This window comes from Acutalibacter sp. 1XD8-33 (assembly GCF_003612555.1).
Lineage (GTDB): Bacteria > Bacillota > Clostridia > Oscillospirales > Acutalibacteraceae > Acutalibacter.
Genome location: NZ_RAZF01000005.1, coordinates 1 through 24,604 on the forward strand (window position 1 = coordinate 1; position 24,604 = coordinate 24,604).

20 protein-coding genes and 1 other RNA gene are annotated in these 24,604 nt (G+C 55.6%); 10 read left to right on the top strand and 11 right to left on the bottom strand.

The annotated features are described in order from the left end of the window. Nucleotides 1–52: 52 nt before the first annotated feature. Both D7X94_RS18360 and D7X94_RS05500 read right to left on the bottom strand, forming a co-directional pair. On the bottom strand, nt 53–229 hold the full coding sequence (locus tag D7X94_RS18360) for a hypothetical protein (protein ID WP_158590907.1): 177 nt from the start codon (nt 227–229) through the stop codon (nt 53–55). A 539-nt stretch (nt 230–768) separates the two neighbouring features. Further along, nucleotides 769–1,095 (bottom strand): hypothetical protein, encoded by a 327-nt coding sequence (locus tag D7X94_RS05500; RefSeq protein WP_147401669.1) that lies wholly within the window; start codon nt 1,093–1,095, stop codon nt 769–771. A gap of 269 nt (nt 1,096–1,364) precedes the next feature. Between D7X94_RS05500 and D7X94_RS05505 the strand changes: the two genes are divergently transcribed. The 6 genes from D7X94_RS05505 to D7X94_RS05530 all read left to right on the top strand — a co-directional run bounded on the left by D7X94_RS05505 (nt 1,365) and on the right by D7X94_RS05530 (nt 7,049). After that, nucleotides 1,365–2,600, top strand: coding sequence for an extracellular solute-binding protein (locus D7X94_RS05505; RefSeq protein WP_120426735.1), 1,236 nt, complete (start codon nt 1,365–1,367; stop codon nt 2,598–2,600). A gap of 43 nt (nt 2,601–2,643) precedes the next feature. Further along, nucleotides 2,644–4,230, top strand: a complete 1,587-nt coding sequence (locus tag D7X94_RS05510; RefSeq protein ID WP_120426736.1) for a methyl-accepting chemotaxis protein — start codon at nt 2,644–2,646, stop codon at nt 4,228–4,230. 106 nt (nt 4,231–4,336) lie between these two features. Then, entirely contained in the window at nt 4,337–4,903 is a 567-nt protein-coding gene (locus D7X94_RS05515) for a PduL/EutD family phosphate acyltransferase (protein WP_199715023.1), read from the top strand. A 3-nt stretch (nt 4,904–4,906) separates the two neighbouring features. Then, nucleotides 4,907–5,680: an endonuclease/exonuclease/phosphatase family protein gene (locus D7X94_RS05520; protein WP_120426738.1), complete on the top strand. Its 774-nt coding sequence runs from the start codon at nt 4,907–4,909 to the stop codon at nt 5,678–5,680. Between the two features lie 350 nt (nt 5,681–6,030). Continuing rightward, nucleotides 6,031–6,270, top strand: a complete 240-nt coding sequence (locus tag D7X94_RS05525) for a helix-turn-helix domain-containing protein (protein ID WP_120426739.1) — start codon at nt 6,031–6,033, stop codon at nt 6,268–6,270. A 197-nt stretch (nt 6,271–6,467) separates the two neighbouring features. Next, nucleotides 6,468–7,049 (top strand): uracil-DNA glycosylase, encoded by a 582-nt coding sequence (locus D7X94_RS05530; RefSeq protein ID WP_120426740.1) that lies wholly within the window; start codon nt 6,468–6,470, stop codon nt 7,047–7,049. A 61-nt stretch (nt 7,050–7,110) separates the two neighbouring features. On the opposite strand, the gene D7X94_RS05535 is transcribed toward D7X94_RS05530, so the two are convergent. Beyond that, the gene (locus tag D7X94_RS05535; protein ID WP_158590908.1) at nt 7,111–8,178 is read right to left on the bottom strand and encodes a lysylphosphatidylglycerol synthase transmembrane domain-containing protein; all 1,068 of its coding nucleotides are present in this window, start codon (nt 8,176–8,178) and stop codon (nt 7,111–7,113) included. A 42-nt stretch (nt 8,179–8,220) separates the two neighbouring features. Then, entirely contained in the window at nt 8,221–9,243 is a 1,023-nt protein-coding gene (locus tag D7X94_RS05540) for a rod shape-determining protein (RefSeq protein WP_120426742.1), read from the bottom strand. Nucleotides 9,244–10,274: 1,031 nt separating this feature from the next. On the opposite strand from D7X94_RS05540, the gene D7X94_RS05545 reads away from it, so the two are divergent. The 4 genes from D7X94_RS05545 (at nt 10,275) to D7X94_RS05565 (ending at nt 14,282) form a co-directional block, all read left to right on the top strand. After that, the gene (locus tag D7X94_RS05545) at nt 10,275–10,574 is read left to right on the top strand and encodes a DUF1292 domain-containing protein (RefSeq protein ID WP_120426743.1); all 300 of its coding nucleotides are present in this window, start codon (nt 10,275–10,277) and stop codon (nt 10,572–10,574) included. A gap of 7 nt (nt 10,575–10,581) precedes the next feature. Then, a non-coding RNA gene (ssrS, locus tag D7X94_RS05550) (6S RNA) lies at nt 10,582–10,786 on the top strand. Between the two features lie 778 nt (nt 10,787–11,564). Continuing rightward, entirely contained in the window at nt 11,565–12,977 is a 1,413-nt protein-coding gene (locus D7X94_RS05560; RefSeq protein ID WP_243111200.1) for a TldD/PmbA family protein, read from the top strand. A gap of 12 nt (nt 12,978–12,989) precedes the next feature. Further along, the gene (locus tag D7X94_RS05565) at nt 12,990–14,282 is read left to right on the top strand and encodes a metallopeptidase TldD-related protein (RefSeq protein ID WP_120426746.1); all 1,293 of its coding nucleotides are present in this window, start codon (nt 12,990–12,992) and stop codon (nt 14,280–14,282) included. A 390-nt stretch (nt 14,283–14,672) separates the two neighbouring features. Here D7X94_RS05565 and D7X94_RS05570 read toward each other — a convergent pair whose 3' ends face one another. The 7 genes from D7X94_RS05570 to D7X94_RS05600 all read right to left on the bottom strand — a co-directional run bounded on the left by D7X94_RS05570 (nt 14,673) and on the right by D7X94_RS05600 (nt 24,324). Next, entirely contained in the window at nt 14,673–15,197 is a 525-nt protein-coding gene (locus tag D7X94_RS05570; RefSeq protein ID WP_120426747.1) for a VanZ family protein, read from the bottom strand. Between the two features lie 162 nt (nt 15,198–15,359). Further along, on the bottom strand, nt 15,360–16,217 hold the full coding sequence (locus tag D7X94_RS05575; protein ID WP_120426748.1) for an alpha/beta hydrolase: 858 nt from the start codon (nt 16,215–16,217) through the stop codon (nt 15,360–15,362). A gap of 15 nt (nt 16,218–16,232) precedes the next feature. Continuing rightward, nucleotides 16,233–17,495 carry an O-acetylhomoserine aminocarboxypropyltransferase/cysteine synthase family protein gene (locus D7X94_RS05580; protein ID WP_120426749.1) on the bottom strand — a complete coding sequence of 421 codons (1,263 nt, stop codon included), beginning with the start codon at nt 17,493–17,495 and terminating at the stop codon, nt 16,233–16,235. Nucleotides 17,496–17,634: 139 nt separating this feature from the next. Then, nucleotides 17,635–18,177 (bottom strand): GNAT family N-acetyltransferase, encoded by a 543-nt coding sequence (locus D7X94_RS05585; protein WP_120426750.1) that lies wholly within the window; start codon nt 18,175–18,177, stop codon nt 17,635–17,637. 198 nt (nt 18,178–18,375) lie between these two features. After that, a complete protein-coding gene (locus tag D7X94_RS05590; RefSeq protein ID WP_120426751.1) occupies nt 18,376–19,206 on the bottom strand; it encodes an alpha/beta hydrolase in 831 nt (276 codons plus the stop codon). Between the two features lie 513 nt (nt 19,207–19,719). Further along, on the bottom strand, nt 19,720–22,338 hold the full coding sequence (locus D7X94_RS05595) for a valine--tRNA ligase (RefSeq protein WP_120426752.1): 2,619 nt from the start codon (nt 22,336–22,338) through the stop codon (nt 19,720–19,722). 291 nt (nt 22,339–22,629) lie between these two features. After that, nucleotides 22,630–24,324: an S-layer homology domain-containing protein gene (locus D7X94_RS05600; protein ID WP_120426753.1), complete on the bottom strand. Its 1,695-nt coding sequence runs from the start codon at nt 24,322–24,324 to the stop codon at nt 22,630–22,632. Nucleotides 24,325–24,604 lie beyond the last annotated feature (280 nt).

Below are 24,604 nucleotides of genomic sequence, written 5' to 3' on the forward strand. Positions count from 1 at the left end.
TTCGCTTTGAGCAGTGATTTTTCACTTAGCCTCTTGGCATACTCATCCCTCGTTATCGCGTAGGCCCATAGTAGCTCAGATTGACTTGCTCGTTCCATTCTTCATCGTCCTCCACATTCCGATTGGGATTTCTACACCGACTTGATTTCATTTCCTCCACAGCAAAGTATGTGGCGTGGTCAATAATGCCAAACGTGTACTTATAGTTGTTTAACAGCTTATTCAGCACATCACGGCTCCACACAGTCCTCCCGGATGGAGAAGGAATCCCTTGCTTGCGCAAGTGCTCTTGAAATTTTCTCCAAACTGTTTCCTGACAGGCAAAGGGCAAATATCTCACGCACAATTTCGGCCTCCGGCTGAACTGTTTCTACTCTCTTGTTCTTGTCGCGTCAAAAGCCATAGCACACCTTGCCAAAGATTTTTGATTCCAACGGGGATAGCTTCACGGTTATCTTCCTTTCCTACATTATAATGGGTCGCTCAAGCATTTTCAAGTAGAACCTACAAATTAGTGGAATTGATTTCGCTTTTTCTTCTGTTGAACATGATTAGTGGATTATTCGGTGTTTCTTGTATATAAGAACAAAAAAGTGTTGATTGCGATGTTATTCTACGCTTTTTGTTTCATCAACAGAATTTTGGAGTATAAAAAAGGAGACAAAAGCCTCTAAAATGCTTTTGTCTCCTTTTGTGAACCCACGACCAAAAAGATATTTTTACAAAATTGATGGGTGTATCTGAACTCTCAAACTGCACACAATCCGCTTAACAAAAGTAATGTGTCAAGATATATTGTAGCTGCTCTCTATCGCGTGCCTCTACCTGAATCTCATTCAATGTTTCCGTAATTGATAAACGGATTCTTTCTTTTACTATTGTATCTTTTGCAATTTCTTCTAGAACATGTCGACGCAGATTTAACAGCCAGGCTGATTGAAACTTATGAAAGTTAAACTCTCGATAGAGGTAATAAAAATCAAAGGAGTCCACATACCCCAGAAATTCAGAAATTTTTTCTGGAAGAACCTTTATGAAACACCAATATCCAACTTGGTTCAGTTCATCAAAAGGATCTCTTTGGGGATACATCACAAAGCCTAAATCTTCTACCTCTTTCAGATTCTTTATCTAAAGTTGCTGCCAGATACTCTTTTAACAACTGAATAGTATTTGAACTTATCTTTGCTTGTTTTCCTAATATAATATATAACGCCCATCAGCTGAACACGCCTTAACGCGGAGAAAAGTTAATCAGAAAAAAACTTCCCGCAATAGACGCTGCCAAAACATCAGCATCTTGAAAACCATCCCCAAAAATGTTATAATTCATTCCAGCAGAAATAATAGGGGGACCGTCCTATATGAAAAAGAAACTCGCCTTTTGGGCGCTGTGCGCCTGGGCTCTGGCCATGCTGGCCGCCTGCACTGGCCAGCAGACACCTTCTTCCAGCAGTCAACCAGCAAAGGAGACCATAGAGCTGACCGTATGGGGAGCGGAAGAGGACGAGGAACTGCTTCAGGGTATCCTGGATTCTTTTCAAAGCCATTATGCCGGAGAAGCGGACTTCCTCATCACCTATCAGCCCCAAAGCGAATCCCACTGTAAGGACGCGCTTCTAGGAGATCTGGAAAACGGCGCCGACGTGTTCACCTTCGCGGACGACCAGGTGGCCGCCCTGGCCGCCGCCGGGGGCCTGGATCCTCTCGCAGATGAGAGCGTGGTCCGCAGCTCTTCTCTGCCGGCCGCTGTAGAAGCAGCCAGTGTGGGAGACACCCTCTATGCCTATCCGTTAACAGCGGACAATGGGTATTTTCTCTATTATAACAAGGCCTATTTTTCCGAGGAGGACGTCCAGCAGCTGGACAGGATACTGGAGGTTGCCGCTCAGGCCGGACGGCTGATGGCCATGGACTGGTCCTCTGCCTGGTATGTTTACGCCTTCTTTGGAAATACCGGGCTAGAGGTTGGACTGAATGCGGACGGCCTGACCAACTATTGTACCTGGAACAGCGCCGAAGGGCCTATTCAAGGAGTGGATGTGGCTGAGGCTATGCTGTCCATTGCGGCCAGCCCAGGCTTTGCCAGCTGCACGGACGAAGAATTTTTGCTGGGCGTTCAGGACGGTTCCATCATCGCCGGAGTCAGCGGTGTCTGGAATGATGTGGCTATCCAAGAGGCCTGGGGAGAAAACACCGGCGCGGCCAAACTGCCTACATACACCTGCGCGGGACAGCAGCTGCAAATGGCCTCTTTCTCCGGCTGCAAGCTCATCGGCGTGAATGCCTATTCCCAACACCCGGAATGGGCGGCGCGCCTGGCGGAATGGATCACAAGCGAGCCCAACCAACGGCTGCGCTTTCAGATGAGAGGCCAAGGGCCCGCCAATGCCAATGCCGCCAGCTCTTCCGAGGTTCAGTCCTCGCCCGCCATCGCGGCTCTGCTGGCCCAGTCGAATTTTTCCCAGCTCCAGCGGGTAGGCGGCAAATTCTGGGACCCTGTCGCTGAATTTGCCGGTAATATGGCCCAGGGAAACCCTGCGGACGACCCCCTTCAGGCCCAGCTAGACCGGTTGGTGGAAGGCGTCACAGCACGGTAAAGTAGGAAAACGATACTATTTCCAATTCAGAAGGAGCTGGCATATGAAAGGCAATCTGACATTACAGCAGCGCTTGATTCTGCCCATCGTTTTGCTGGGGATGGTGACGCTGCTGTCAAATATTCTTGCGGTTTTCAGCATTAACAACGTCCACGGCAACGCCGGAACCATTGTAGACGAGTATATGGCCTGCGAAGAGGATCTGGAGGACATCCGGCGTTCCCTGATGGACATCCACCGGCTGGCCCTGTCCCATATCGTGGCGGCGGACCACCTCACCATGATCCAGTTGGTTCAGGAAATCAAGGAAGAGGAGGCTGTCCTGGACGAAAAACTGAATTCCTACGAGGCCTCTGTTCCTGACAGCGATAAGGAAACCTACCGTTCCCTGCTAAGCAATTACGCCGCCTTTAAACAGGCTCTGGTCCATTTGGTCTGCGCCAGCGCGGACAGCAAAACCCAGGAAGCCTATGCCATGGCGAACGACGACGTGGCTCTTTGGAGCGGGGCGGCGGAGGAGAATATTGACGCCCTTTCCTCCTCTGTCGGCGCCCTGGCGGATAAGGCCCGAGACCGCCTTTCCGTGGTTTATCTCATCTCCCTGGTCACCAGCACGATCACTCTGGCCATTGGCATCCTGCTGGTAGCCGCCGCGTTCCGGATTGTCCGAAAGCACGTTATCGCCCCCATCCGGGACGCGATGGGGATGCTGCAGAACAGCTCTGAACGCATCACCGAAGTGGTGGGCGAGGTCCGCCGCCGGGTGGGAACCTCCAGCGGCAATGTCCGCAGCCTTTCCGCCCTCACCGAGCGCCTCTCCGCCGCCTTGGAGGGCACTGCGGGAAGCTCCGCCGCCATTACCGTCAGCGCCTCCGATATGCGGGGCGACGCCAAAAACATGGCGGAGGAATGCGCTGCCATCACGGCCTATTCGGCAGAAATGCGGGGCCGCGCCGAGGAGATGGAACGGTCCGCCCGCAATGAGATGGAAACGGTTCGGGCAAAAACGGCGGAGATCATGTCAACGCTGGATCAGGCCATTGAGAAGAGCCGCAGCGTCAGCCAGATCGGCATTCTGACAAAGGACATCCTCTCCATCTCCTCTTCCACCGATCTGATCGCCGTCAACGCCTCCATCGAAGCCTCCCGGGCCGGAGAGGCCGGAAAGGGCTTTGCCATTGTCGCCCGGGAAGTCCGTCAGCTGGCCGACTCCTGCGCGGAAACCGCAAACCATATCCAAGAGGTCAGTATGGTGGTGACGAGCGCTGTGGACTACCTTTCCAGCAGCGCCCAGGAGCTGGCCGGTTATCTTGGAAAAACGCTTCTCTCCCAGCTGGAGCTGTCTGTCCATGCCGGGCAGCAGTACCGGGTGGATTCAGACTATATCAAGCAGGCTATGGAGGCCTTCCATGACCGGACAGTCCGGCTGAGAACCGCCATGGATGAAATTGCCAGCTCCATTTCCGAGATTTCGGGCGCTATTGACGACGCGGTTTCAGGCGTCAACGGCGCCGCCGGTAGCACCCGCGGCCTGGTAGACGACATGGCCGGCATTACAGACCGTATGGACGCAAATCAGGCCATTGTAGGCGAGCTGAAACGGCAGATGGATGTATTCGCTAATCTATGACTCCCGTCTGTCCGGCGTATCATCCAGGCGGGATTTGGGTTGATTTTTCCGCCTGGCAGTAGTATAATGAAAATACAAAATTTCCATTTTTTAGGAGGATATCCCAATGAAAGTCATGGTTGAAACTTCCGCTCACCACGTTCATGTGTCCCAGGCGGATCTGGCCACCCTGTTCGGCCCCGAAGCCGTCCTTACCAACAAAAAGGACCTGTCCCAGCCCGGCCAGTTTGCCTGTGCTGAGAAGGTGGAGGTCATTGGCCCCAAGGGCTCCATGTCCATGTCCATTCTGGGTCCCACCCGTCCCGAAACCCAGGTGGAAGTCTCCCTCACCGATGCCAGAAAGCTGGGCGTCACTGCCCCCATCCGGGAGTCCGGAGACTTAGAGGGGACCCCTGGCTGCACCCTGAAGGGGCCCGCCGGAGAGGTTGTCATTGAGAAGGGCGTGATTGCCGCGAAACGCCATATTCACTTTAACCCCGACGAGGCTAAGGAGGCCGGCGTAGAGGATAAGCAGATCGTATCTGTAAAAGTCGACTATAATGGCCGTGCCCTGGTTTTTGGAGACGTGGTCTGCCGGGTGAGCCCCAAATACGCTTTGGCCATGCATGTAGACACTGACGAATCCAACGCCGCCGCCCTGCCGGGCACTGTCGACGGCGAGATCATCCTGTAAGCTATGGCGGATATCCGCGTATTTACCTATAATCTGCGGGTGGACGTGCCCGGGGACGGAAAAAATTCCTTTACCAGCCGCCGCGCATATATTCGGGATCGTTTTCCCGGCTTCCAGGCGGATATTGTGGGATTTCAGGAAACTATCCCCCATATGCGCCAGTGGCTGGCAGAGAATTTTCCGGAATACGAGGTCTGCGGGCTTGGGCGGGAGTCTGACCTGCAGGGAGAAAGCAATCCCATCCTGTTCCGCCGGGCCGCCTTTGATCTGGCAGAGCTGGATTGTTTCTGGCTCTCGGACACGCCCAGCTTGCCAGGTAGCCGGTTTGCCACAGATCAAAGCGGTTGTCCCCGAATCTGCACCTGCGCTACAGTCCGTCATCGGGACACCGGCCGGCTGCTGCGGTTTTACAACACCCACCTGGATCACGAGGGCCCCACCGCCCAGGCTCAGGGCCTGACCCTTATTCTCTCCCGCATGGCTGCGGACTATGCCAAGCGTCCCCTCCCGGTGGTCCTTACCGGGGACTTTAACGCTTTTCCGGACAGTTTGGTATATCAAAGCGCCAATGGCTTCAGCGGCTGCGGTGGGATTCTGGCGGACGCGACCCAAGCCCTGGGCGGGACTTACCACAATTTCGGCCGGCTGGACGAGCCTCAGAAAATCGATTACATTTTCACCACATTACCCTATAAAGACGCTTTCCTGGTAAAAGACAGCCAGGACGGGATCTATCTATCAGATCATTATCCGGCCGGCGCGGTGGTTGCTCTATAGCAAAGGGCGATAGGTCCAAGGTGTTTTCCGCCTCGAAGTACTCTAAGAAGCCTCTGGCGCCGCTTTTTTTCTCTATTCGGAACTTGTAAAGAATCAAAATAATTTTTAGAAAAAAGTAGTATAGCCTTTTGAGACTATACTGCTTTTTTTCTATCTATGTATAAAAATCCTCTCTCTTCCCCCGTACGGCCCGGCTATTCTTTCGGATCCGCTGTACAACGGCCGCTTTCGCAAAAAAAATTTGTTTTCCGGCTGATACGCAGCGATACTGACATTTTTGGGAAAGTATCTTCCTGGTTCGGCAATTCATTTCCTCTTATGCTATATGTGTATAGGAAGGGGGTGATTGCATGGAAATCGAGAGCGTCAAATTGCTCAGCGCGCAAAAACTTCGTTCCCTTATCTGCTCCAGCGGGAAAAGTCAGGAGCAAATTGCGGCAGACTGTAAATGCTCTGACCGTCAGATCCGCAACTGGACTAAAAGGGATACTGATGTGCATGTGTCTCATCTCTTCGCTCTTGCGGACGAATTTGAAGTCGCTGTGGATGACCTGCTTATATCTCTGCCACTTCCAGACAAGCGAGAATAGTCCCCCTGTTCCCCATCCACAGCAAAACCATGCTGCCGCCGGTCGGGTCCACGACTCTGCCGGCGGCAGCGCTTGGCATTTCTGAACGATGAAAACTTTTCCCGTTCAGCTTGTGTGCGTTTGGAAGAAGTGATATACTATAAGAAGCCATACCAATTCTTTCGGTATAAATATCAGGAGCTGAAAGGGGCTGCATTATGTATCAATCCTGGGAAGAGCTGGAATCCGCCTGCCGAAACTGCCAAAAATGCGGGCTCTGCCAAGACCGTCATCATGTGGTATTTGGTGTAGGAAATCGGAAAGCCAAAGTGATGTTCGTGGGCGAGGGCCCCGGAGAAAACGAGGACCTACAAGGAGAGCCTTTTGTGGGCCGGGGCGGGCAGCTGCTGGATAAGTTTTTGGCTGCCGTGGACTTAGACAGGAAAACCAATGTCTATATTGCCAATATCGTAAAATGCCGTCCTCCTCAAAACCGCGATCCTTCACCTGACGAACAGGAGGCTTGCATTCCCTGGCTGCGCAATCAATTTGCCCTGATCCGGCCTAGAATTGTAGTATGCTTAGGACGGGTAGCCGCTATACGGATCATGAAACCGGATATCAAGATCACCAAGGAGCACGGGATTTTCTTGGAGAAAACCGGCACCCTGATGATGGCAACCCTCCACCCCGCCGCTCTGTTGCGCAATCCCGGCCAAAAGCCCGCTGCCTTTGAGGACTTCCTCCAGCTACGGGAGAAGATTGACGAGCTGGGCTGTGATATCGCCCAAGAGAAATAGTCCACCTTCCACCACCCCAGGGAGGCATGGCATATCCATCCTATGCCGTTCCGTGTCACTCCTAGTTTCCCTGGGACAATTCCTCCTCAGAAGTCCCCGCTTTTTTCCGCCCATAGAGGAACTGGTCCACCACCACCAGGATAGCCCCGGCAATCACCACCAGGTAATAGGTGAAAAAGCGCCAGACCATTACCGCCGCATAGAGGTCGTTGTTCACAAAATAGGGGCGCAAAAAATTGGAGAAGCCGATTTCCTGGGCTCCCGAAGCCCCAGGCATTGGCATGAAGGATACCGAAACCTGCAGCAGACTCTGCATGGCAAAGATTTCGAAAAATCCGGCCTGATGATATCCAAAAGATCGGAACACAAAATAGAGCACGCTCATTTGAAGCACAAACTGGGGCACAGAGAGAAGTATCCCCCAAAGGACGCTTTTTTTCTTCTCCTTGAAATCATCGGTGTAGCTGTCGAAATCCGCCTCAAACTTATCAACCGTTTCCCTCACATGGAACCGCTGGGAGAGCTTGGGAAACCGTCCGGCCAGCCACTTGGCAAAACGGCACACCGCCCCCAGCACCGGCCGGAAAAACATGGACCCGAAAAACAGAATGGAGGCTCCGTTGATGATCAGCCCTACCGCGATAAACGGCAGGATCCCCGGGTTTTCCCGGGCGATCTTTTCACGCATAAAAAGAATGGAAATCAGAGAGCAGAACACAAAGGCGCACTGAAAGCAGAAAAATTTCATAATCAGCACCGCCGTGGAGAGCCCAACAGGGATCTTGTCCCGGCGGAGATAAGCTGCCTGCATGGGCTGGCCTCCGGTAGAGCTAGGGGTAATGTAGGAATAGTAGATGCCAATGAGGCCGATCTTCATGCTGGACCAGAGGCTCATGGCAATATTCTGACTATTCATCAGCAGGCGGATAATCCCCCCTTCAAAAAAGAAGTAAGCCACTGTAATCGCCACGGCTGCGGTCAGAAATCCAGGCGTCAAGTGCGTAATCGTGTAAAACACGTTGCCAAACTCCCGGTTGAACAGGCCAAACAGCAACACTGCAACGATAGTGGCCCCAATGTACAGCATTCCCCAGGGAATCTTTCGCTTCTTCCCCTCTGCTCTCTCCATACAACACGCCATCCTTTCTCCGGCAGAAATTCCAAAGACCGACTAATTATAGGGCATAAGGGGATTAATTTTCCCATGCTCTCCCCGATCCAATTTGTCTATGTACTTAATTGCTTTTCCAGCGCCGATCACCACGCAGTTCTCCGGGCAGTCGAAGGTCTGCACCGGAATCTTCGTCTTTTTATAGAGCAAGGTGGAGAGGCCATATAAGTTCGCCGACCCCCCTGTCAAGTAAATGCCGTCAGTGAAGATGTCCGCCAGAAGCTCCGGCGGGGTCTGCTCCAGGGTGGACTGCACGGTACGCACAATGGCAATCGCCGGCTCGATTAGCGCCTCGATCATGTCATCGGAAGTAATGACCGTGGTACGGGGCAGGCCGCTGCCCGCGTCCAAGCCTTTGAGGGTAAAGGAGATCAGCTTCCGGCGGGGATAGGCGCAGCCCACGGCGATCTTTGCCGCCTCCGCCATACGGTCGCCGATGATCAGATTAAACCGTCGCCGCACATACTTGACGATGGCCTCGTTGAAATCCATCCCAGCCACATGGGTGGAGTTGGCAATCGCGATACCGTTGAGAGAGATCACAGCCATATCCGTGGCCCCCTCCCCCACATCCACAATCATACACCCGTGCGGCGCGGAAATATCCACGCCTGCTCCAATAGCGGCCGCCACAGGCTCTTCAATTAAGCAGACCTTTCGTACCCCCGCCGCGCCGATGGCGTCCACCACCGCCCTCTTCTCCACCTCTGTCACCCCACATGGAATACTCACCACAACCCGCGGGGCAAAAACCCGGCTGCGTCCCACCACGCGAAGGTAATAGGCAATCAGGTGCTCTGCCAAAGACAGGTCCGAGATTACGCCGTTACTTAAGGGCCTTGCCACAGTAACCCGGTCAGAGGTGCGGCCCAACATGCCATAAGCCTCTGTGCCGATGGCAATGATCTCGTCGGTCATATTATCCACAGCCACAATGGCGGGCTCGTTGAGCACAATGCCCTTGCCGTCCTGGTAGACTTTGAACCTGGCGGTGCCCAAGTCAATGGCGATATCATTTCCCATGTCACAACCTCTTTTTCCGGGGATTCCAGCTATATCTATGGATAAATCTCATATTCTCTACAGTATAGCATATCCAAAGCTGTTTTTCAACTGGTAAACTTATAGAAGCGGCGTCTGCTTCCGATTCCTCTTCAAAACAAAAAGGCCCTCAGGCATTTCCCTGAGGACCTTCTATTATTCGATGAAGTTAGACCTTTCCGTGATTTTTTATAAAATCATTTTAAGAGCCCATGGGCGTAATTTCCTTTCTAGTACATCCATACCGTCCTGCAAATCTCGCATCCAAACATCTGAATACGCTTTACCAAGCTACGCAAATTGCGATATCAGGACAGATCCGTACTCGCTGAGAAAGATCCAATACGGTTTACAGAAACGCTAATTTCTTAAAACCCGCCCTTCTATGTTGATTTTCCTTCATCTATATTCAGCTGCGGACCTCGGGCCCGCCTGACTGTTGTTCTTCGATGATCGTGTCCATTGGACCCACCCGCCTTTCCGTCTCAGATTCAGCAACTCTGCATCGTCTGCCGCTTGGCTCCCGCCAGAAGTCCTTTTTCTTCGGATCAAGCTCCTCTTCCCTCCGGATCGCTTTGACTCAAGATTCTTTTCTCTCCGGATTTCTCTGGCTCAGGACCCTCTTCTGTCTGGATTGCTTCGACGCCTGTTTCAACGTCTGCGGCTCTGCCTCTCCCCACCGTTTTCGCTTGGAACGCCTCCGCGATCCTCCTACTTCCGGCCTCTGCAGTGTTTGCTTTGGACTGCTTTTCTTTTAGAATCCACTGTTTCGTTTCATCTGCCTACATTATAGCGGGTCCGTTCCCGTTTGTCAATAGCTTTTTTCAAATTTTTTAAAAAAATTTCGCAAATTTTTACAACGCTCCCCCGCCCCGCTGAAAAATCCTCTGTCAGGCCCATTTTGCCGGATTTTTGGGGCAGAGTAAGAATTGCGGAAAAATTTCAATGATTTTCATCTTGACTTTGCCGCCGGTTTTCGGTACAATAATCCTAACAGAAAGGAGCCGAGGACTATGGATACCGGATTTGAGGCCGATCTGATCACTCTGATTGACGACGACGGCCAGGAGCACGAATTTGAGATCATCGACGAGCTGGAAAACGACGAGGGGCATTTCATGGCCCTGGTGCCCACCCAGCAGGATCCGGAGGATATGGCCTCCGACGCGGAGACCTACTATATCTTCGAGGTTGTCGAAGAGGATGGCGAGGAACAGCTTCAAGAGGTGGAGGACGACGCCCTGCTGGATAAGCTGGCTGATATCTTTGAAACCCGTTTCAACGAGGCCTATTACGACACGCCGGACGACTGATTCACCATGCTGTCTGCCCGATTCGCGGACTGCGCACATATAACCCTACACTCAAATCATAGGGAGCCCCCCTCCGCCTGCGGATTGCAGACCTCCCGGCCCAGCTAGACTGTGGTTGGACGAAGGGAGCGTGAACCACGCGGGAGGGCACCCACCTGTTTCTCTTTGTAGGCAGGTTATTGAGATGCGCATTACGGTCGGGCGGGCTATCTTGCAGATTCGCCGCAGGGGATTTCCTCTGCGGCTTTTGTTTTTGGAAAACGCGTCCGGGCCCGGAGCGGACTTCGGGCACGGCGCTCGCGGTCCATGGCAGAGCCGTGGGCATCCGCGCGTTCAGATGATCACGCACTCAGCTGACCTCCACGCACTCAGCTAACCAGGGAAAAAGTTTTGCTCGAGCTTTTTCAAAAGCTCGCGGTGGTTTGGAGGCAGAGCCTCCAAGGTCTTGCCCTTGGCCTTAAAACGCCTGAGAAAACAACGCGGGAAGATAGGGAAACAGTCCGGTGGACTGTTTCCCGCAAGAAACCCACGTATGGGGGCGCTGGTCTCCACCGGAGACCAGCGCCGACCGAGCCGGCAGGCGAGACCCCCTATTTCGCTTTGCATTTGCAAAGCGAACGAAAGGCCTGCCCACTTCACCAAGCTGACTTTCTCCGCATCCGCCCCCCGCTCGCATTTTGCGGCTCGCCGCAAAATGGCCGTAGGCAAACGGGCTTTGCCCGTTTGTCCGGCGGTTCGTCCGAAGGACGAACCCGAGCGGGGCGGGGCCAGCTCCGCGGGCAGAGAGCCCGCCCAACGCACCGTGCCCGGTGCGCGCCAATTCACCACCAAAAAGCTGCCAAGTTTTAACCAGCTGGACCGGTCACTGTTGTTGCCATAAAATTTTTCGGATTTCGTGCTCTAAAGCCTTGGAAAGATTTTCTTGACAAACCTCACCTGACGAGGTACAATGGGTTTGGTTCTATATTCTGCACGCGAGGAGGTACTGTTGTGTTTTCTTCTTTCGATTCCATCAAACCCGCTTTGAAAAAGCTGGTTTCCGCCCTCTCGGAGGAGTATCCCTACGCCTCTCTGCTGGCTGTGGAGGACGACTGGCGGCGCTGGGGCGTCACCCAGGGCGGCGTGGTCCTAAACGCCTCCGGCTTCGGCGGCGGCACCGGCTTTGTGGTCCGGGTCTTTGATTCCACCGGCTGCGCCGAATACTCCTTCAACCAGTTCTCCGAGGAGCAAATCCCCGAGATCCGCGCCCTGCTGGCCCGCCGGCTGGCAGAGCAGAATCAGGCCCTGGGGGGATTTCAACCCCTGCCCACCCCCATCCCTGCCGATGATCCCGCTCAGCTGAAGAAAGGGGCGCGGTTCCAGGTTGACCCCCGGGCGATGGGCGACGAGGCCATTCTCTCCAAGCTGAAAGCCATCCGGGAAAAGGCCCTAAAAACCGATGAACGCATTCTGGACGCCAGCCTGGGCATGGCTTACCGCTGCTGCCGCAAGCTGTTCCTCAGCAAGAACCGGGACCTGGACCAGACCCTCATGTGGACCACCTGCGGCCTCTCCATGCTGGCCGCCCGGGGCCAGGAGCTGAAAAACAGCTACAAGGGCTTCTCCAACCTGGGTGGCGTGGAGGTTCTGGATCAGGTGGAAAGCGCCGTGGAGCAGGTCTCCCGGGAGACCATCGAGATGCTGGACTCAGAGCCTATCCCGCCCGGAGAGTACGACTGCGTCTGCGACCCGGACACCACCGGCATGATCGTCCACGAGGCTTTTGGCCATGGCGTGGAGATGGATATGTTTGTGAAGGACCGGGCCCTGGGCAAAAATTACATCAATGAATATGTTGCCAGCAAGCTGGTCACCATGCACGACGGCAGCACCGTGGACGAGGCGGCCACCATGTATTTTGACGATGAAGGCACCCTCACTGGAGACACGATGGTGATCGACAAGGGCGTGCTGAAAACCGGTATGTGCGACGCCCTCAGCGCGGCCCGGCTAGGGGTGAAGCCCACGGGCAACGGCCGCCGGGAGAGCTACGAGCGCAAGGCCTATACCCGCATGACCAACACCTATTTCGAGGCGGGGTCCCATACCCCCCAGGAAATGATTGCCTCCATCGACTACGGCTTTTTGCTGGAGCGGCCCAGCTCTGGCATGGAGGACCCGAAAAACTGGGGCATCCAGTGCATGGTCAGCGTAGCCCGGGAGATCAAGGACGGCAAACTCACCGGGAAAATCTTCTCCCCCATCGTTCTCACAGGCTATGTGCCCGACCTGCTGAAATCCGTCACCATGATGGGCTCCGATCTGGAGCTGGCCGGCGGTGGCTTCTGCGGCAAGGGCTATAAGGAGTGGGTCAAGGTCTCCGACGGCGGCCCCTATATGAAAGCCAGAATCCGACTGGGTTAAGGAGGTAACAAGATGATTGAGAGAATCAAGCAAGCGCTGAAGGACTGCGGCGTGTCCCTGTGGATTCTGGAGGACTTCACCGAGGAGACCGCCGAGCTCTTTTTCGTGAAGAAGCAGCTGGACACCCGGCGCTTCAAGGACGTGCGCAAGTTCAAAATCACGGTGTTCCGGGACGTGGAGGGCCAGGAGGACAAGCCCGCCCGTGGCTCCACCCAGATCACCCTGCTGGAGTCCATGAGCGACGGGCAGCTGCGCCAGGAGCTGGAATCCGCCTACTACGCCGCCCAGTTCGCCGCCAACCCCTATTTCGACCTGCCAGACCCCGTAGAGGCCCCCATCATGGAAAAGACCGGGGAGCTCGCGGAGGCCCTCCTGGCGGAGAGCGCCGGAAAGGCCGCCCGGGCCATCTTCACCCCGGACGTGCACGAGGACGCCTTCGTCAACTCCGCCGAAATCTTCGTCTCCCGCAGCCGCCGCCACATCCTCTCCTCCCAGGGCACGGACGCCGCCTACACCGACGCCCGGCTCAACGGGGAGTTCGTGGTCCAGTGCAGGGAGCCGGAGGACGTGGAGATCCACAATATCTACTCCTACGACGCCCTGAACACGGACGCCCTCTCCAAGAAGGTGGAGGAGGCCCTCACCTTTGTCCGGGACCGGGCCCGGGCCCAGCGGATCCTGAAGAGCGGCCAGTACGACGTGGTGCTCAGCGGCGAGAGCGTGCGCACGGTGCTCTCCTACTACGAGGACCGCGCCGCCGCCCACATGATCTACCCCGGCTACTCCACCTGGAAGCTGGGGGAGCACGTGCAGGGGGAGGAGATCTCCGGCGCGAAACTGGACATCGACCTGTGCGCCACCCAGCCCTACAGCGAGGAGGGCATCCCCATGGAGGACCTGCCCCTTGTGCGGGGCGGGGAGCTGAAGTCCATCTACGGCGCGAACCGCTTCTGCCGCTACCTGGGGGTCAATCCCACCGGCGTGTATCGGAAGCTCCGCTGCCTGAACACCGGCGTGCCCTTTGAGGAGCTGAAGGCCGGGCCCTGCCTGTGGGCGGTCACCTTCTCCGACTTCCAGATGGACTCCATGAGCGGGCATTTCGGCGGGGAAATCCGTTTGGCCTATCTAATCGAAAATGGCAAGGTTACTCCGGTGACCGGAGGCTCTATCAATGGCAGTCTGTTTGAGTGCCAGGGCGAAATGGCCTTCTCCAGCGATCGTTATGAATCCGCTGGCTACTCCGGACCCTATGGCCTAAGGCTCAAAAACATTAACGTGGCGGGAGCCGGCGGGGAATATAATTAACGCAGTTCACACGAGGTAGAATCACCTCTTGTGAACCAGGCGGGGAGGTCACAACTTCCTGAGCCGCCCAGCTTGAAAATCGTATTTACCGAGTTTCAAGTGCGTTTACTATAGGCCCTCTTCCCGGGAGCCAGAGACGCTTATAGGCCGAAGGAAGATTGCGCCTCTCTGGAACGAGCTTTGAAAAAGAATAGAGAAAAGCCGGGCCAGTTTACTATAAAACTGGTCCGGCCTTTTTAGGTATCCCGGGAAACCCCCTCTTTGCTCCGGGCCTCGTTCAAATCAGGCAGGGGGGCTAAGAAGCTGTACCAAGAGAACATTTGTCAAGGGGGATTTCACCCAAAAGATGAAATCCCCCTCATAAATGGAAATTTACTAAAAAACAATCCGTTATCTTGCTTTCAAGCGTTCCAAAACCCAGAAAGTGATCGGCTTAAAAATAACATAAAGGCCATAGCCAAGCACTCCGCCGATCACATTCGTAATCAGATCCGTGATGTCCGAGGAGCGATCGAAGAACGGCTGTAAGAGCTCGATACCCAAGCTCATCAAGAAGCAGAAAAACACTGTCGCGCCAAATTTGGCTTTTTTGTCCCGAGTCAGAGGAAATAGAAAGCCGAAGGGGAGTGTCATGATAACGTTCAAGACTACTTGCCTGAAAAAATCCCCTCTCCCCAAAAAAACGTCAATAAACGGCGCCAGATTCATGGGCTTATAGGGATGATCCAGTATAGATGGGATGGATGCGATCACCGGCATCATGGTAAACAAGAGCACGAACGAGAGATAGGCGTACATGAGCGTGTTGACAAGCAGGATATCTTTGCCCTGGAGCCTCCACTTCCTAAAAAAGACGAAAGCATACAGGAACACCAACACTGTAAAATCTATGCTATATTTTATCAAGTATTTCATTGCGGCACTTCTTTCCACTTATAGCCCTATCCGAATTTTCATTTGTCGAATTGGCATGAGCAAAGTATACCATTGCAGACAGCTTTCAACCCTCTTTTATAGGCGTTTGTATTCCCCTTTCCGGCATATCCTATCGGTACAGTTTCTAAGAAAAATCGGTATCTACTGATTTTCAAGCGCGTTTACGATAGGTGTAATCCCGAAGTAGTCCAGCGCCCGCTGAATGGTCAGGTCCCAATACCTCCATTCATGGGTATAGCCAGGATCCCGGTCAAACCGGGCGGGCAGGCCGATTTCTTCCGCGTAGGCCTGGAACTTCTGGAATTTTTCCCAGATCAGGGGATCCTCCTCCCCGCAACAGAAGTAGAGCTTGGGCAGAGTTCCCGCCTTCATCAGCTCCGGCAGTTTGTCCCATACGTTTACAGGGGAATTCACATACCCTTCCAGCCCGCCGAAATTATCGATCACATTCTGCACCCGGCGGTTAAAGGCAGCCAAATCCCCACCCTGGGCATTCCCCTCATATTTGGGTTCCTTGATCTCCCGCAGATTGCTGGGGGCGTTGGATAGACTGGCGGCTCCGGCAAAGAGCTCCGGATGGCCGGCGGCGTACTGCATGGCCCCGTTTCCGCCCATGGAGAGCCCGGCGATAAAATTGTCCTCCCGCTTTTTGGAGGCGGGGAACCAGTTCTGCACTAGGGGCATCAGCTCTTCGGTGAGGTAATCCCAGGCGTGATATCCGGTGGCAAAGCCCGGCCAGTTTACATAATTCGCATTGGCGGCGCTGGGCATCACAACGATCAGATTTCGCTGGCTGGCATACGGTTCGATGTTAGATTTGCGGATCCAGTCGGTGTAGTCGCCGAAGGTGCCGTGGAGCAGCCAGAGCACCTTGTACGTTTCCCCGCTGCCAAAGAATTCCTTGGCCGGTATGTCCTTGGGCCGGTCCGGCAGGATGATGTTCACATCGGTATTGTTGCCCAGATAGGCGCTTTCAAAATTCAAATGGACTAGAGACATGGTTTTCCTCCCTTTTCAGATAGAGGCAAGAGCCTCCTCCAGATCTTCCAAAATATCCTCTATATTTTCCAGGCCCACAGAGAACCGGATCATTCCGCCGTCAATACCGGCGGCGGCCAGCTGCTCGTCTGTCAGCTGCCGGTGGGTTTCGCTGGCTGGGTGCAAGACGCAGGTGCGAATATCGGCTACATGCACCTCGTTGGAGGCCAGGCGCAGGGCGTCCATGAACCTGGCAGCGGCGGGCCGTCCGCCTTTTATAATGAAGGAGACCACCCCGCTGCATCCCTTGAGATATTTCTGGGCCAGGGCGTAGTCCGGGCTGAAGGGCAGGCCGGGATAGTTCACGCTCTCTACCGCCGGAGACCTCTCCAGATACTCCGCCACAGCCAAGGCATTCTCACAATACTGCTTCATCCGCACAGACAGCGTTTCCAGGCCTAGGTTCAAGAGGAAAGCCGAATGGGCCGCAGGATACACGCCGAAATCCCGCATCAGCTGCATCCGGGCCTTGATGATATAGGCCATCTTCCCATACTGCCGGGTGTAGGAGATGCCATGGTAGGACTCATCCGGCTCCGTGAGCTCCGGGAACTTGCCATTGGTCCAGTCAAAGTTTCCGCTGTCCACGATCACGCCACCCACCTGCACCGCGTGGCCGTCCATATATTTGGTAGTGGAGTGGATGACGATGTCCGCGCCAAACTGGAACGGTTTACATAAAACAGGCGTGGCGAAAGTGTTGTCCACGATCATGGGCACGCCCATCTCGTGGGCGATGTTGGCAAAGCGGGCGATGTCCAGCACCTTCAGGGCCGGGTTGGCGATGGTCTCGCCGAAAACCAGCTTGGTGTTGGGCTGGAATGCCGCCTTGATCTCCTCGTCGGTGGAATCGCCGTCCACATAGATGCACTCGATCCCCAGCTTCTTCAGGGTGAAGCTGAACAGGTTGATGGTGCCCCCATATATGGTGGGCAGACTGACAATGCTGTCCCCCGCCTGACAGATATTGAGGATGGAGAGGAGGGTCGCCGCCTGCCCGGAGGTGGTACACATAGCCCCCACGCCCCCCTCCAGCTGGGCAATCTTCTCCTCCACCGCCATCACGGTGGGGTTGCCGAAGCGGGAGTAGCACAGGCCCTTGGTAGGGTCATCAAAAATGGCGGCTACCTCCGCGGCGGAATCATATACATAAGTAGTGCTCTGCACGATGGGCAACACCCTGGGTTCGCCATTTTTCGGCGTATACCCGGCGTGCAGGCATTTTGTCTCGTCTCTCATGAAGCGGACCTCACTTTACATAATTTTTACTTTTTTGAACTCTTTGCCACCTTTCAGGCTCTCATGACCGTTGCTTCCCTGAAACCCTTTGGCCTGCCTGCAGCCACACCTCGATCCCTCACAGAAACCGGTTTTGCTTTCAGATGCCGTCAAATTCATCCTCCAGTACCGCCATAAAAATTTTGTCCACATATCTGCCGTCTACAAAAAGTGCCTCGGGCAATCTCCCAACCTCCCGAAATCCCACTTTTTTATAACAGGAAATGCCCGCAGGGTTGTTCGCGTTGACAGAAAGGTTTATGCTATGGAGATTCATTGTGTGAAATCCATATTTGAGAATCAAGCGAATCGCTTCTGCGCCATACCCCTGTCCCCTGTACCCCTCTCCGCCGATAAAAATTCCTATAAAAGCATTGCGGTTCAGGTGGTCGATATTGTGAAGGCTTATACTTCCTATCAAGCCATCGTTTTCAAGAAGCACAATCGCAAAACGATGCATGTCCTTTGGCGGTTCGTATAACCATCGCAAATCGTTTTTTGACGAAACCATCTGACTGAATTGATGAAAATTCACCGCGAGCGTCCGATCCTCATTCATCCATTTTAGATAGAGCTCTACCTCGTTGGGATCAACGGGTGAAAGATAGACTCGTTCCCCTACAATTTTTTTATAATAGCTCATCGGTTCTTACCTCAAAAAAGCATATGTATCAATTGGAGGTTCCAGCAGTACAAATTCTCCTCCATTGTCCCACTACTCTGTCCGTGGCGGCAGACCGTGGTGGAGGGACTTCGCCCGCTCCGTTTTGAGCCCCCTGCAGAAAAGTCCATATTTGCGAAGGGGTTCAAACGGCCCCTGGGATTTCATAGCTTCCGGAATTTACTCAGTCACATGGCCGGAGCTCACTCCCTGGGAGACGCCCTCCAGAGGAAGCCACTCCATCACCTTGAGGATATAGGTGTCCCAGAACTGCCAGTCGTGGCCGCCGGGGCCCTCCTGCCAGGTCACGTCATAGCCCAGCTCCTGGAGCTTGTCCCGGAAAACATAGTTGGGCGCGATGAGCCCATCCTCGGTGCCGCAGGCCAGATAGATCCTGGGCCTGTCCTCCCGGCCGGCCTGCTTCTCCGCCAGAGCGGTGTAATCGTTCTCGCCGCCCAGCACCTTCGTGAGGTCGCCGAACACAGACTCGTAATAGCCCCGATTGGTCATGAGGAAATCCGTGTACTCCGAGTTCAGATTCTGCTCGTTGAGCACCAGCGCGGCGGAAAGTCCGCAGATGGCGCCGAAGGTCTCCGGGTGCTGGAGGCCGTTGACAATGGCCCCGAAGCCGCCCATAGAGAGCCCGCCGATGAAGGTATCCTCCCGCTTGCGGGACAGGGGGAAGCTCTTGCGGGTGAACTCCACCAGATCCTTGCTGATAAAGGAGCCGTAGAGGGCGCTGGTTTTCCGGTTGTCCACATAGAAGCTGTTGTCGCCGCTGGGCATCACCACGCAGAGGTTCCGGTCCTGGGCCCAGGCCTGCACCCGGGTGCCGGAGACCCAGTCGGTGTAGTTGCCGAAGATGCCGTGGAGCAGATAGAGGGTCTTGAAGGGCTTCTCCTCGGGCTCGGGCTGGCCGGGGAACACCATTTTGTCCGTGGGTAGAACCACCTGGATGGGCACCGTGCGCATCAGGGACTTGGAAAAGAAATTGCATTGAATGAGAGCCATGATTTTTCCTCCTTGGATGTTTTTTGAGTATATTGGGGAATTGTAAGAGTTTGTTTTTTTATGGGCGCGTGAGTGTGCGCGCTGGCTGATTGCGGGGCACAGGGCCAGCGCGGGCGAATTGGCTATGTGCCTCCGCCCGGCGATGGCATTCTCCGGAACTAGGAAACTTTTTTCTCTTGCAAAAAGTTTCCTCTTGGCGCTTTGCGCCAATTCACCCCGCAAAAATTGCGCTTCTCAGGTGTTAAGGTCAAGGGCAAGACCTTGAGGGCGTTGCCCTCAAACTCCCACGAGCTTTTGAAAAAGCTCGAGCAAAACTTTTACGTTGGTTAGTTGAGTGCGATAAAACTAACCAGGGAAAAAGTTTCGTCCACCTTTTCAAAGGTGGTGGGGTTCTTAGGGGCAGAGTTCGTAAGACGAAGTCTAACGAACTTTTAGGCCCAAGAGTTGACCAAATCTTTGATTTGGATCAACTCTAAGCTGCCAGAGGCCATCATCACTTTCAAAAGCCATAGTTTACAACGCGGCCAGGGCCTCCTGGATCCGCCGGACCTGCTCCTCCAGCTTCTCGCCGTTCTGGCGCACGCCCGCGATCACCTTTTCCGGGGCCTTGCTCATGAAGGTCTCGTTGCCCAGCTTGGACTTCACCGTATCCAGCTGCTTCTGGGCGGAGGCCAGCTCCTTTTCCAGCCGGGCCCGCTCCGCCGCCCGGTCGATAAGGTCGTCCATGGGCAGATAGGCGCGGCAGCCGGAGGTCACCACCGTCACGGCGCCGGGCAGGTCGAAGCTCTCCCCCACCTCCACGCCGGCACAGTAGGCCAGCCGGGCAATGGCGCCGGCCTCCTCCAGGAAGGCCTTGGGCGCGCCGGTCTCCACGTACAGATGGGCCTTCCGGGCGGGGGGCACGTTCATCTCGGCGCGCCGGGTGCGCACGGCGGTGATCAGCTCCATGACCTTCTCCAGCTCCGCCTCCTCCATGGGGAAGTCCAGGGCCGGGTCGAACTCCGGCCAGGGCGCGATCATCAGGGCCTCGCCCTCGTGGGGCAGGCTCTGCCAGATCTCCTCGGTGATGAAGGGCATGAAGGGGTGCAGCAGCTTCAGGGTGCTGCTCATCACCCACACCAGCACCTGCCGGACCCCCTGGGCGGAGGCCTCGTCCCCGCCGGTCAGGCGCAGCTTCGCCAGCTCGATGTACCAGTCGCAGAAATCCCCCCAGAGGAAGTCGTACACCTTCTGCACCGCCACGCCCAGCTCGAATTTCTCCAGGTTCTCCGTCATGTCCCGGGCCACCCGGTTAAACTTGCTGACGATCCATTTGTCCTCCAGGGTCAGGGTCTTCGGCAGGCGGCAGGGCACGTCCTTGCCGTCAATGTTCATATGGAGGAAGCGGGCCGCGTTCCAGATCTTGTTGGCGAAGTTCCGGCTGGCCGCCACCTTTTCATCGGAGTACCGGGTGTCGTTGCCCGGGCTGGTGCCGGTGATGATGGTCAGGCGCAGGGCGTCGGCACCATACTTGTCGATCACCTCCACCGGGTCCACGCCGTTGCCCAGGGACTTACTCATCTTCCGGCCCTGGGCGTCCCGGACCAGGCCGTGGAACAGCACCGTGTCAAAGGGGATCTCCCCCATCTGCTCGATGCCGGAGAAAATCATCCGGGCCACCCAGAAGAAGATGATGTCGTAGGCGGTGACCAGAGTGTTGGTGGGGTAGAAATACCGCAGGTCCTCGGTGTCCTCCGGCCAGCCCAGGGTGGAGAAGGGCCACAGCGCGGAGCTGAACCAGGTGTCCAGGGTGTCCTCGTCCCGGCGCAGGGGCTTGCCGCACTTGGGACAGACGGTCAGGTCCTCCTCTGAGACGAAGGTCTCCCCGCAGCCGTCGCAGTACCACGCGGGGATCTGATGCCCCCACCAGATCTGCCGGGAGATACACCAGTCCTTGATGTTCTCCATCCAGTTATAGTAGACCTTTTCCATGCGCTCGGGGATGATCCTGATCTTCTTCTCCCGCACCGCCGCGATGGCGGGCTTTGCCATGGACTCCATCTTCACGAACCACTGAGTGGAAACCCGGGGCTCCACCACGGTATGGCAGCGCTGGCAGGCTCCCACGTTGTGCTTGATCTGCTCCACCTTGATGAGCAGTCCGGCCTCGTCCAGGTCCTGAACAATCTGCCTGCGGGCCTCCAGGCCGGGCATCCCGGCGTATTTGCCGCCGTTCTCGTTGATCACGCCCCCCTCGTCCATGACGGTGATCACGGGCAGATTGTGGCGCTGGCCCACCAGGAAGTCGTTGGGGTCGTGGGCGGGAGTGATCTTCACCACGCCGGTGCCGAAGTCCATCTCCACGTACTCATCGGCCACGATGGGGATTTCCCGGTTCACCAGGGGCAGGATCACGTTCTTGCCCACCAGATGCCGGTAGCGCTCGTCCTCCGGGTGCACGGCCACGGCGGTGTCGCCCAGCATAGTCTCCGGGCGGGTGGTGGCCAGCTCGATATAGCCGGAGCCATCCGCCAGAGGATAGCGCAGATGCCAGAAGGAGCCCTCCTTCTCCTCAAACTCCACCTCCGCGTCGGAGAGGGCGGTCCGGCAGTGGGGACACCAGTTGATCATCCGCTCTCCCCGATAGATCAGGCCCTTTTCATAGAGCTTTACAAAGACATGACGCACGGCCCGGGAGCAGCCATCGTCCAGGGTAAAGCGCTGGCGCTCCCAGTCGGCGGAGGAGCCCAGGAGCTTCAGCTGCTCGGTGATGCGCCCGCCGTATTTCTCGTTCCACTGCCAGGCGCGCTCCATATATTTTTCCCGGCCCATGCCCTCCTTGGTGAGGCCCTCTTTCCGCAGGGCCTCCACGATCTTCACCTCGGTAGCCAAGGCGGCGTGGTCCGTGCCGGGAAGCCACAGGGCGGAGTAGCCCTGCATCCGCTTCCAGCGGATGAGCACATCCTGGGTGGTCATGTTCATGGCGTGGCCCACATGGAGCTGGTCGGTGACGTTGGGCGGCGGCATCATAATGGTATAGGGCGTTTTCTTGGGATCCACCTGTGCGTGGAAGTACCTGCCCTTCAGCCAGAAATCGTAGATCCGGCCCTCCACCTCTTGGGGCTCGTAGGCCTTGGCTAAGTCTGTATTCATTGTTATCAGTCCTTTGGTTTCTTGAGTATTTGACAAGGTCGTGGGGTTTCACCCCACACCCCACAAACTTTTTGAAAAAAGTTTGATCAAAAACTTTTGCCCACTCCTCGCTTTGCTCGTCGTGAACGATTTATATGTTTTAGCTCAGCCACAACACATTGCGCGGTCAAGGGGCGTTAGGCCCCTTGTGGGGTTTGGGGCAACGCCCCAAGGTCTTGCCGTAGGCGGCGTTGCTGTGCCGCCGAAGGCCCCCTACTACTTCCAAAAAGCACGCGATCAGTCACCCTATATTTATTCTTCCGGCCTTTCCAGAGAGTCCGCGTAGCGCTGGAGCATGGTTGCGGCCTCGCTGCGCTTGGCGAAGTTTCTGGGGTTGAAGCGGCCGTTGGGGTCGCCCTTCACCAGTCCGGCCTCATAGCAGGCGTATACCTGGGGGCGAGCCCACTCCGCAATAGAAGCGCTGTCCGCAAAGCTGGGCGTCTCCTGGGCCTCTCCCAGCTCCAGGGCGTTCACCAGCACCCGGCACATCTCCTGGCGGGTGATATTGTCCTTGGGGCGGAACTTGCCCCCGCTGCCCTCCATGATCCCGTTCTCCTTGGCCCAGACGGCCACCGAAGCGTACCATGCGTCCGCCGGCACGTCCGGAAAACTGTCACCCCCTTGATATTGGGTCAGGTCCGCGTTTAGGACATTCGCCATCACCTTGGCAAACTCAGCCCGGGTAATATTTTTGTTAGGGTTGAAGCGTCCGGCGCTGTCCCCGTTGAAATATCCCAGCTCCGAAACCCGGTTCACGCTGTCGAAGAACCAGTCGTCCCGGCCTACGTCCGGATAGCGCAGGGGTTCGTAATCTTGGCCCAAATACACATAGGCGCTGGGGCATTTCGTGGGATACTTCTGCCCGCTTACCGTTACCTTATTATCTGTAAAGGGGTCCAGCTCAATATGGGAGGGCTGGTTCTGAAACGCCGCCCCTCCTACCACCGACTGAGAGCCCACCAGAAAATAGGTGGTGTCCCCGGCGCCCCGGCCGTCATCCCAGGTCAGGTCCACGTTGTACCAGCGGCCGTCATCCATCTTCACGTTGTTCCACATGTGGTCCTTGCTGCTTACCAGAATACAGGGCACCCGCAGCATATCGCAGACCAGCTTGAAAGCCTTGGAGTAGCCGTCGCAGACCGGCTCGTATTGATCTCCGGCGATGAGGGCACTGTACGCGCTGTGGGTGAGCTTCTTTGCAATTTCCGTTTCCGGCGTATAATTGTAGCGGGCCTGCGCCGCGATCAGGTTGTGGGCGGCCAGCACCTTGGAATAGGTATCCGGCTCCCGGCCCGCCTGGGCGGCAAGATCCTGGGCAGCCTCCATCATCTGGGTGCGCATGGATTTCTCCGCGCCATTATAGGGCAGGTTAAAGCGAAATCCCGCCCGGCTCACTGTGCCATAGGCGCTGCCCTGGGAGGTGGTAAACAGGAACACCGGACCCACGCCTCCCTCCAGCCACAGCATGTCCGGCCGGTCATAGCGCAGGGCAACCAGGCCCGCCAGCATATCATTCTGCAGGGCCTTATACTCCTTTTGTGTGGCGCTGTCCGCAGCCGGTCTGAAGGCTCCGCCGGAGGCCTGTCCTTTCAGCTTTGCGCCGGTAACCCCCTCGATCTCCATAATAACCCGGTGATCGGAAGAGGAAAGAATCCTGTCGATGCTGATACTTTCCAAAGCCCTGTAGCAGGCCTTCTGCCGGGTGTTCAGCCGGCTATAGAAAGAGCCGTCCAGCAGGGCGTTTTCCGGCGACCGGAAAACAGAGCCGGAATCCAGCCCCTCCTCCAAAACCTCTCCTTCGAGAATCGATTCCGTCTCTAAAATAAAAGCCTTGTCCCTGGCCTGCTCTCCAGCGGAAGCCGCTGTATATACCGGCTGAGCCAGCAGTAATGCTGCGGCAAGCAGGGCCGCCCAAAGCCGCCGGGCCAGGCTCTTACAGTTTTTCATATAACCATTCCTTTCTCTGGCGGTTATCCGCGTATATTGATATACATTTTATTATCCCCCAATTTCCTGTGCTTGTCAATGGCTATGGTAAAATTTCTTTACATCGGTCCCCAGTTCCCTGGCAATTCCCTTAGCACAAAAACTGTGAACGAATCGTTAATAAGATGTGAATTCCCAGGAAGAAGGGTTGCAAATTCCCCTAAACTGTGTTAAAATGTTACCGTTTTGTAACCATTCCCCCTTTTTACCAGACCAGTTTTCCTTTTGGGATGCAAAACCG

Excerpts from the sequence above, each read along its gene's own strand:
- D7X94_RS05505 (WP_120426735.1), top strand. The coding sequence starts at position 1,365 with ATGAAAAAGAAACTCGCCTTTTGGGCGCTGTGCGCCTGGGCTCTGGCC.
- D7X94_RS05590 (WP_120426751.1), bottom strand. The coding sequence starts at position 19,206 with ATGGCTCTCATTCAATGCAATTTCTTTTCCAAGTCCCTGATGCGCACG.
- D7X94_RS05520 (WP_120426738.1), top strand. The coding sequence starts at position 4,907 with ATGGCGGATATCCGCGTATTTACCTATAATCTGCGGGTGGACGTGCCC.
- D7X94_RS05585 (WP_120426750.1), bottom strand. The coding sequence starts at position 18,177 with ATGAGCTATTATAAAAAAATTGTAGGGGAACGAGTCTATCTTTCACCC.
- D7X94_RS05510 (WP_120426736.1), top strand. The coding sequence starts at position 2,644 with ATGAAAGGCAATCTGACATTACAGCAGCGCTTGATTCTGCCCATCGTT.
- D7X94_RS05515 (WP_199715023.1), top strand. The coding sequence starts at position 4,337 with ATGAAAGTCATGGTTGAAACTTCCGCTCACCACGTTCATGTGTCCCAG.
- D7X94_RS05530 (WP_120426740.1), top strand. The coding sequence starts at position 6,468 with ATGTATCAATCCTGGGAAGAGCTGGAATCCGCCTGCCGAAACTGCCAA.
- D7X94_RS05535 (WP_158590908.1), bottom strand. The coding sequence starts at position 8,178 with ATGGAGAGAGCAGAGGGGAAGAAGCGAAAGATTCCCTGGGGAATGCTG.
- D7X94_RS05595 (WP_120426752.1), bottom strand. The coding sequence starts at position 22,338 with ATGAATACAGACTTAGCCAAGGCCTACGAGCCCCAAGAGGTGGAGGGC.
- D7X94_RS05565 (WP_120426746.1), top strand. The coding sequence starts at position 12,990 with ATGATTGAGAGAATCAAGCAAGCGCTGAAGGACTGCGGCGTGTCCCTG.
- D7X94_RS05600 (WP_120426753.1), bottom strand. The coding sequence starts at position 24,324 with ATGAAAAACTGTAAGAGCCTGGCCCGGCGGCTTTGGGCGGCCCTGCTT.
- D7X94_RS05545 (WP_120426743.1), top strand. The coding sequence starts at position 10,275 with ATGGATACCGGATTTGAGGCCGATCTGATCACTCTGATTGACGACGAC.
- D7X94_RS05575 (WP_120426748.1), bottom strand. The coding sequence starts at position 16,217 with ATGTCTCTAGTCCATTTGAATTTTGAAAGCGCCTATCTGGGCAACAAT.
- D7X94_RS05540 (WP_120426742.1), bottom strand. The coding sequence starts at position 9,243 with ATGGGAAATGATATCGCCATTGACTTGGGCACCGCCAGGTTCAAAGTC.
- D7X94_RS05580 (WP_120426749.1), bottom strand. The coding sequence starts at position 17,495 with ATGAGAGACGAGACAAAATGCCTGCACGCCGGGTATACGCCGAAAAAT.
- D7X94_RS05525 (WP_120426739.1), top strand. The coding sequence starts at position 6,031 with ATGGAAATCGAGAGCGTCAAATTGCTCAGCGCGCAAAAACTTCGTTCC.
- D7X94_RS05570 (WP_120426747.1), bottom strand. The coding sequence starts at position 15,197 with ATGAAATACTTGATAAAATATAGCATAGATTTTACAGTGTTGGTGTTC.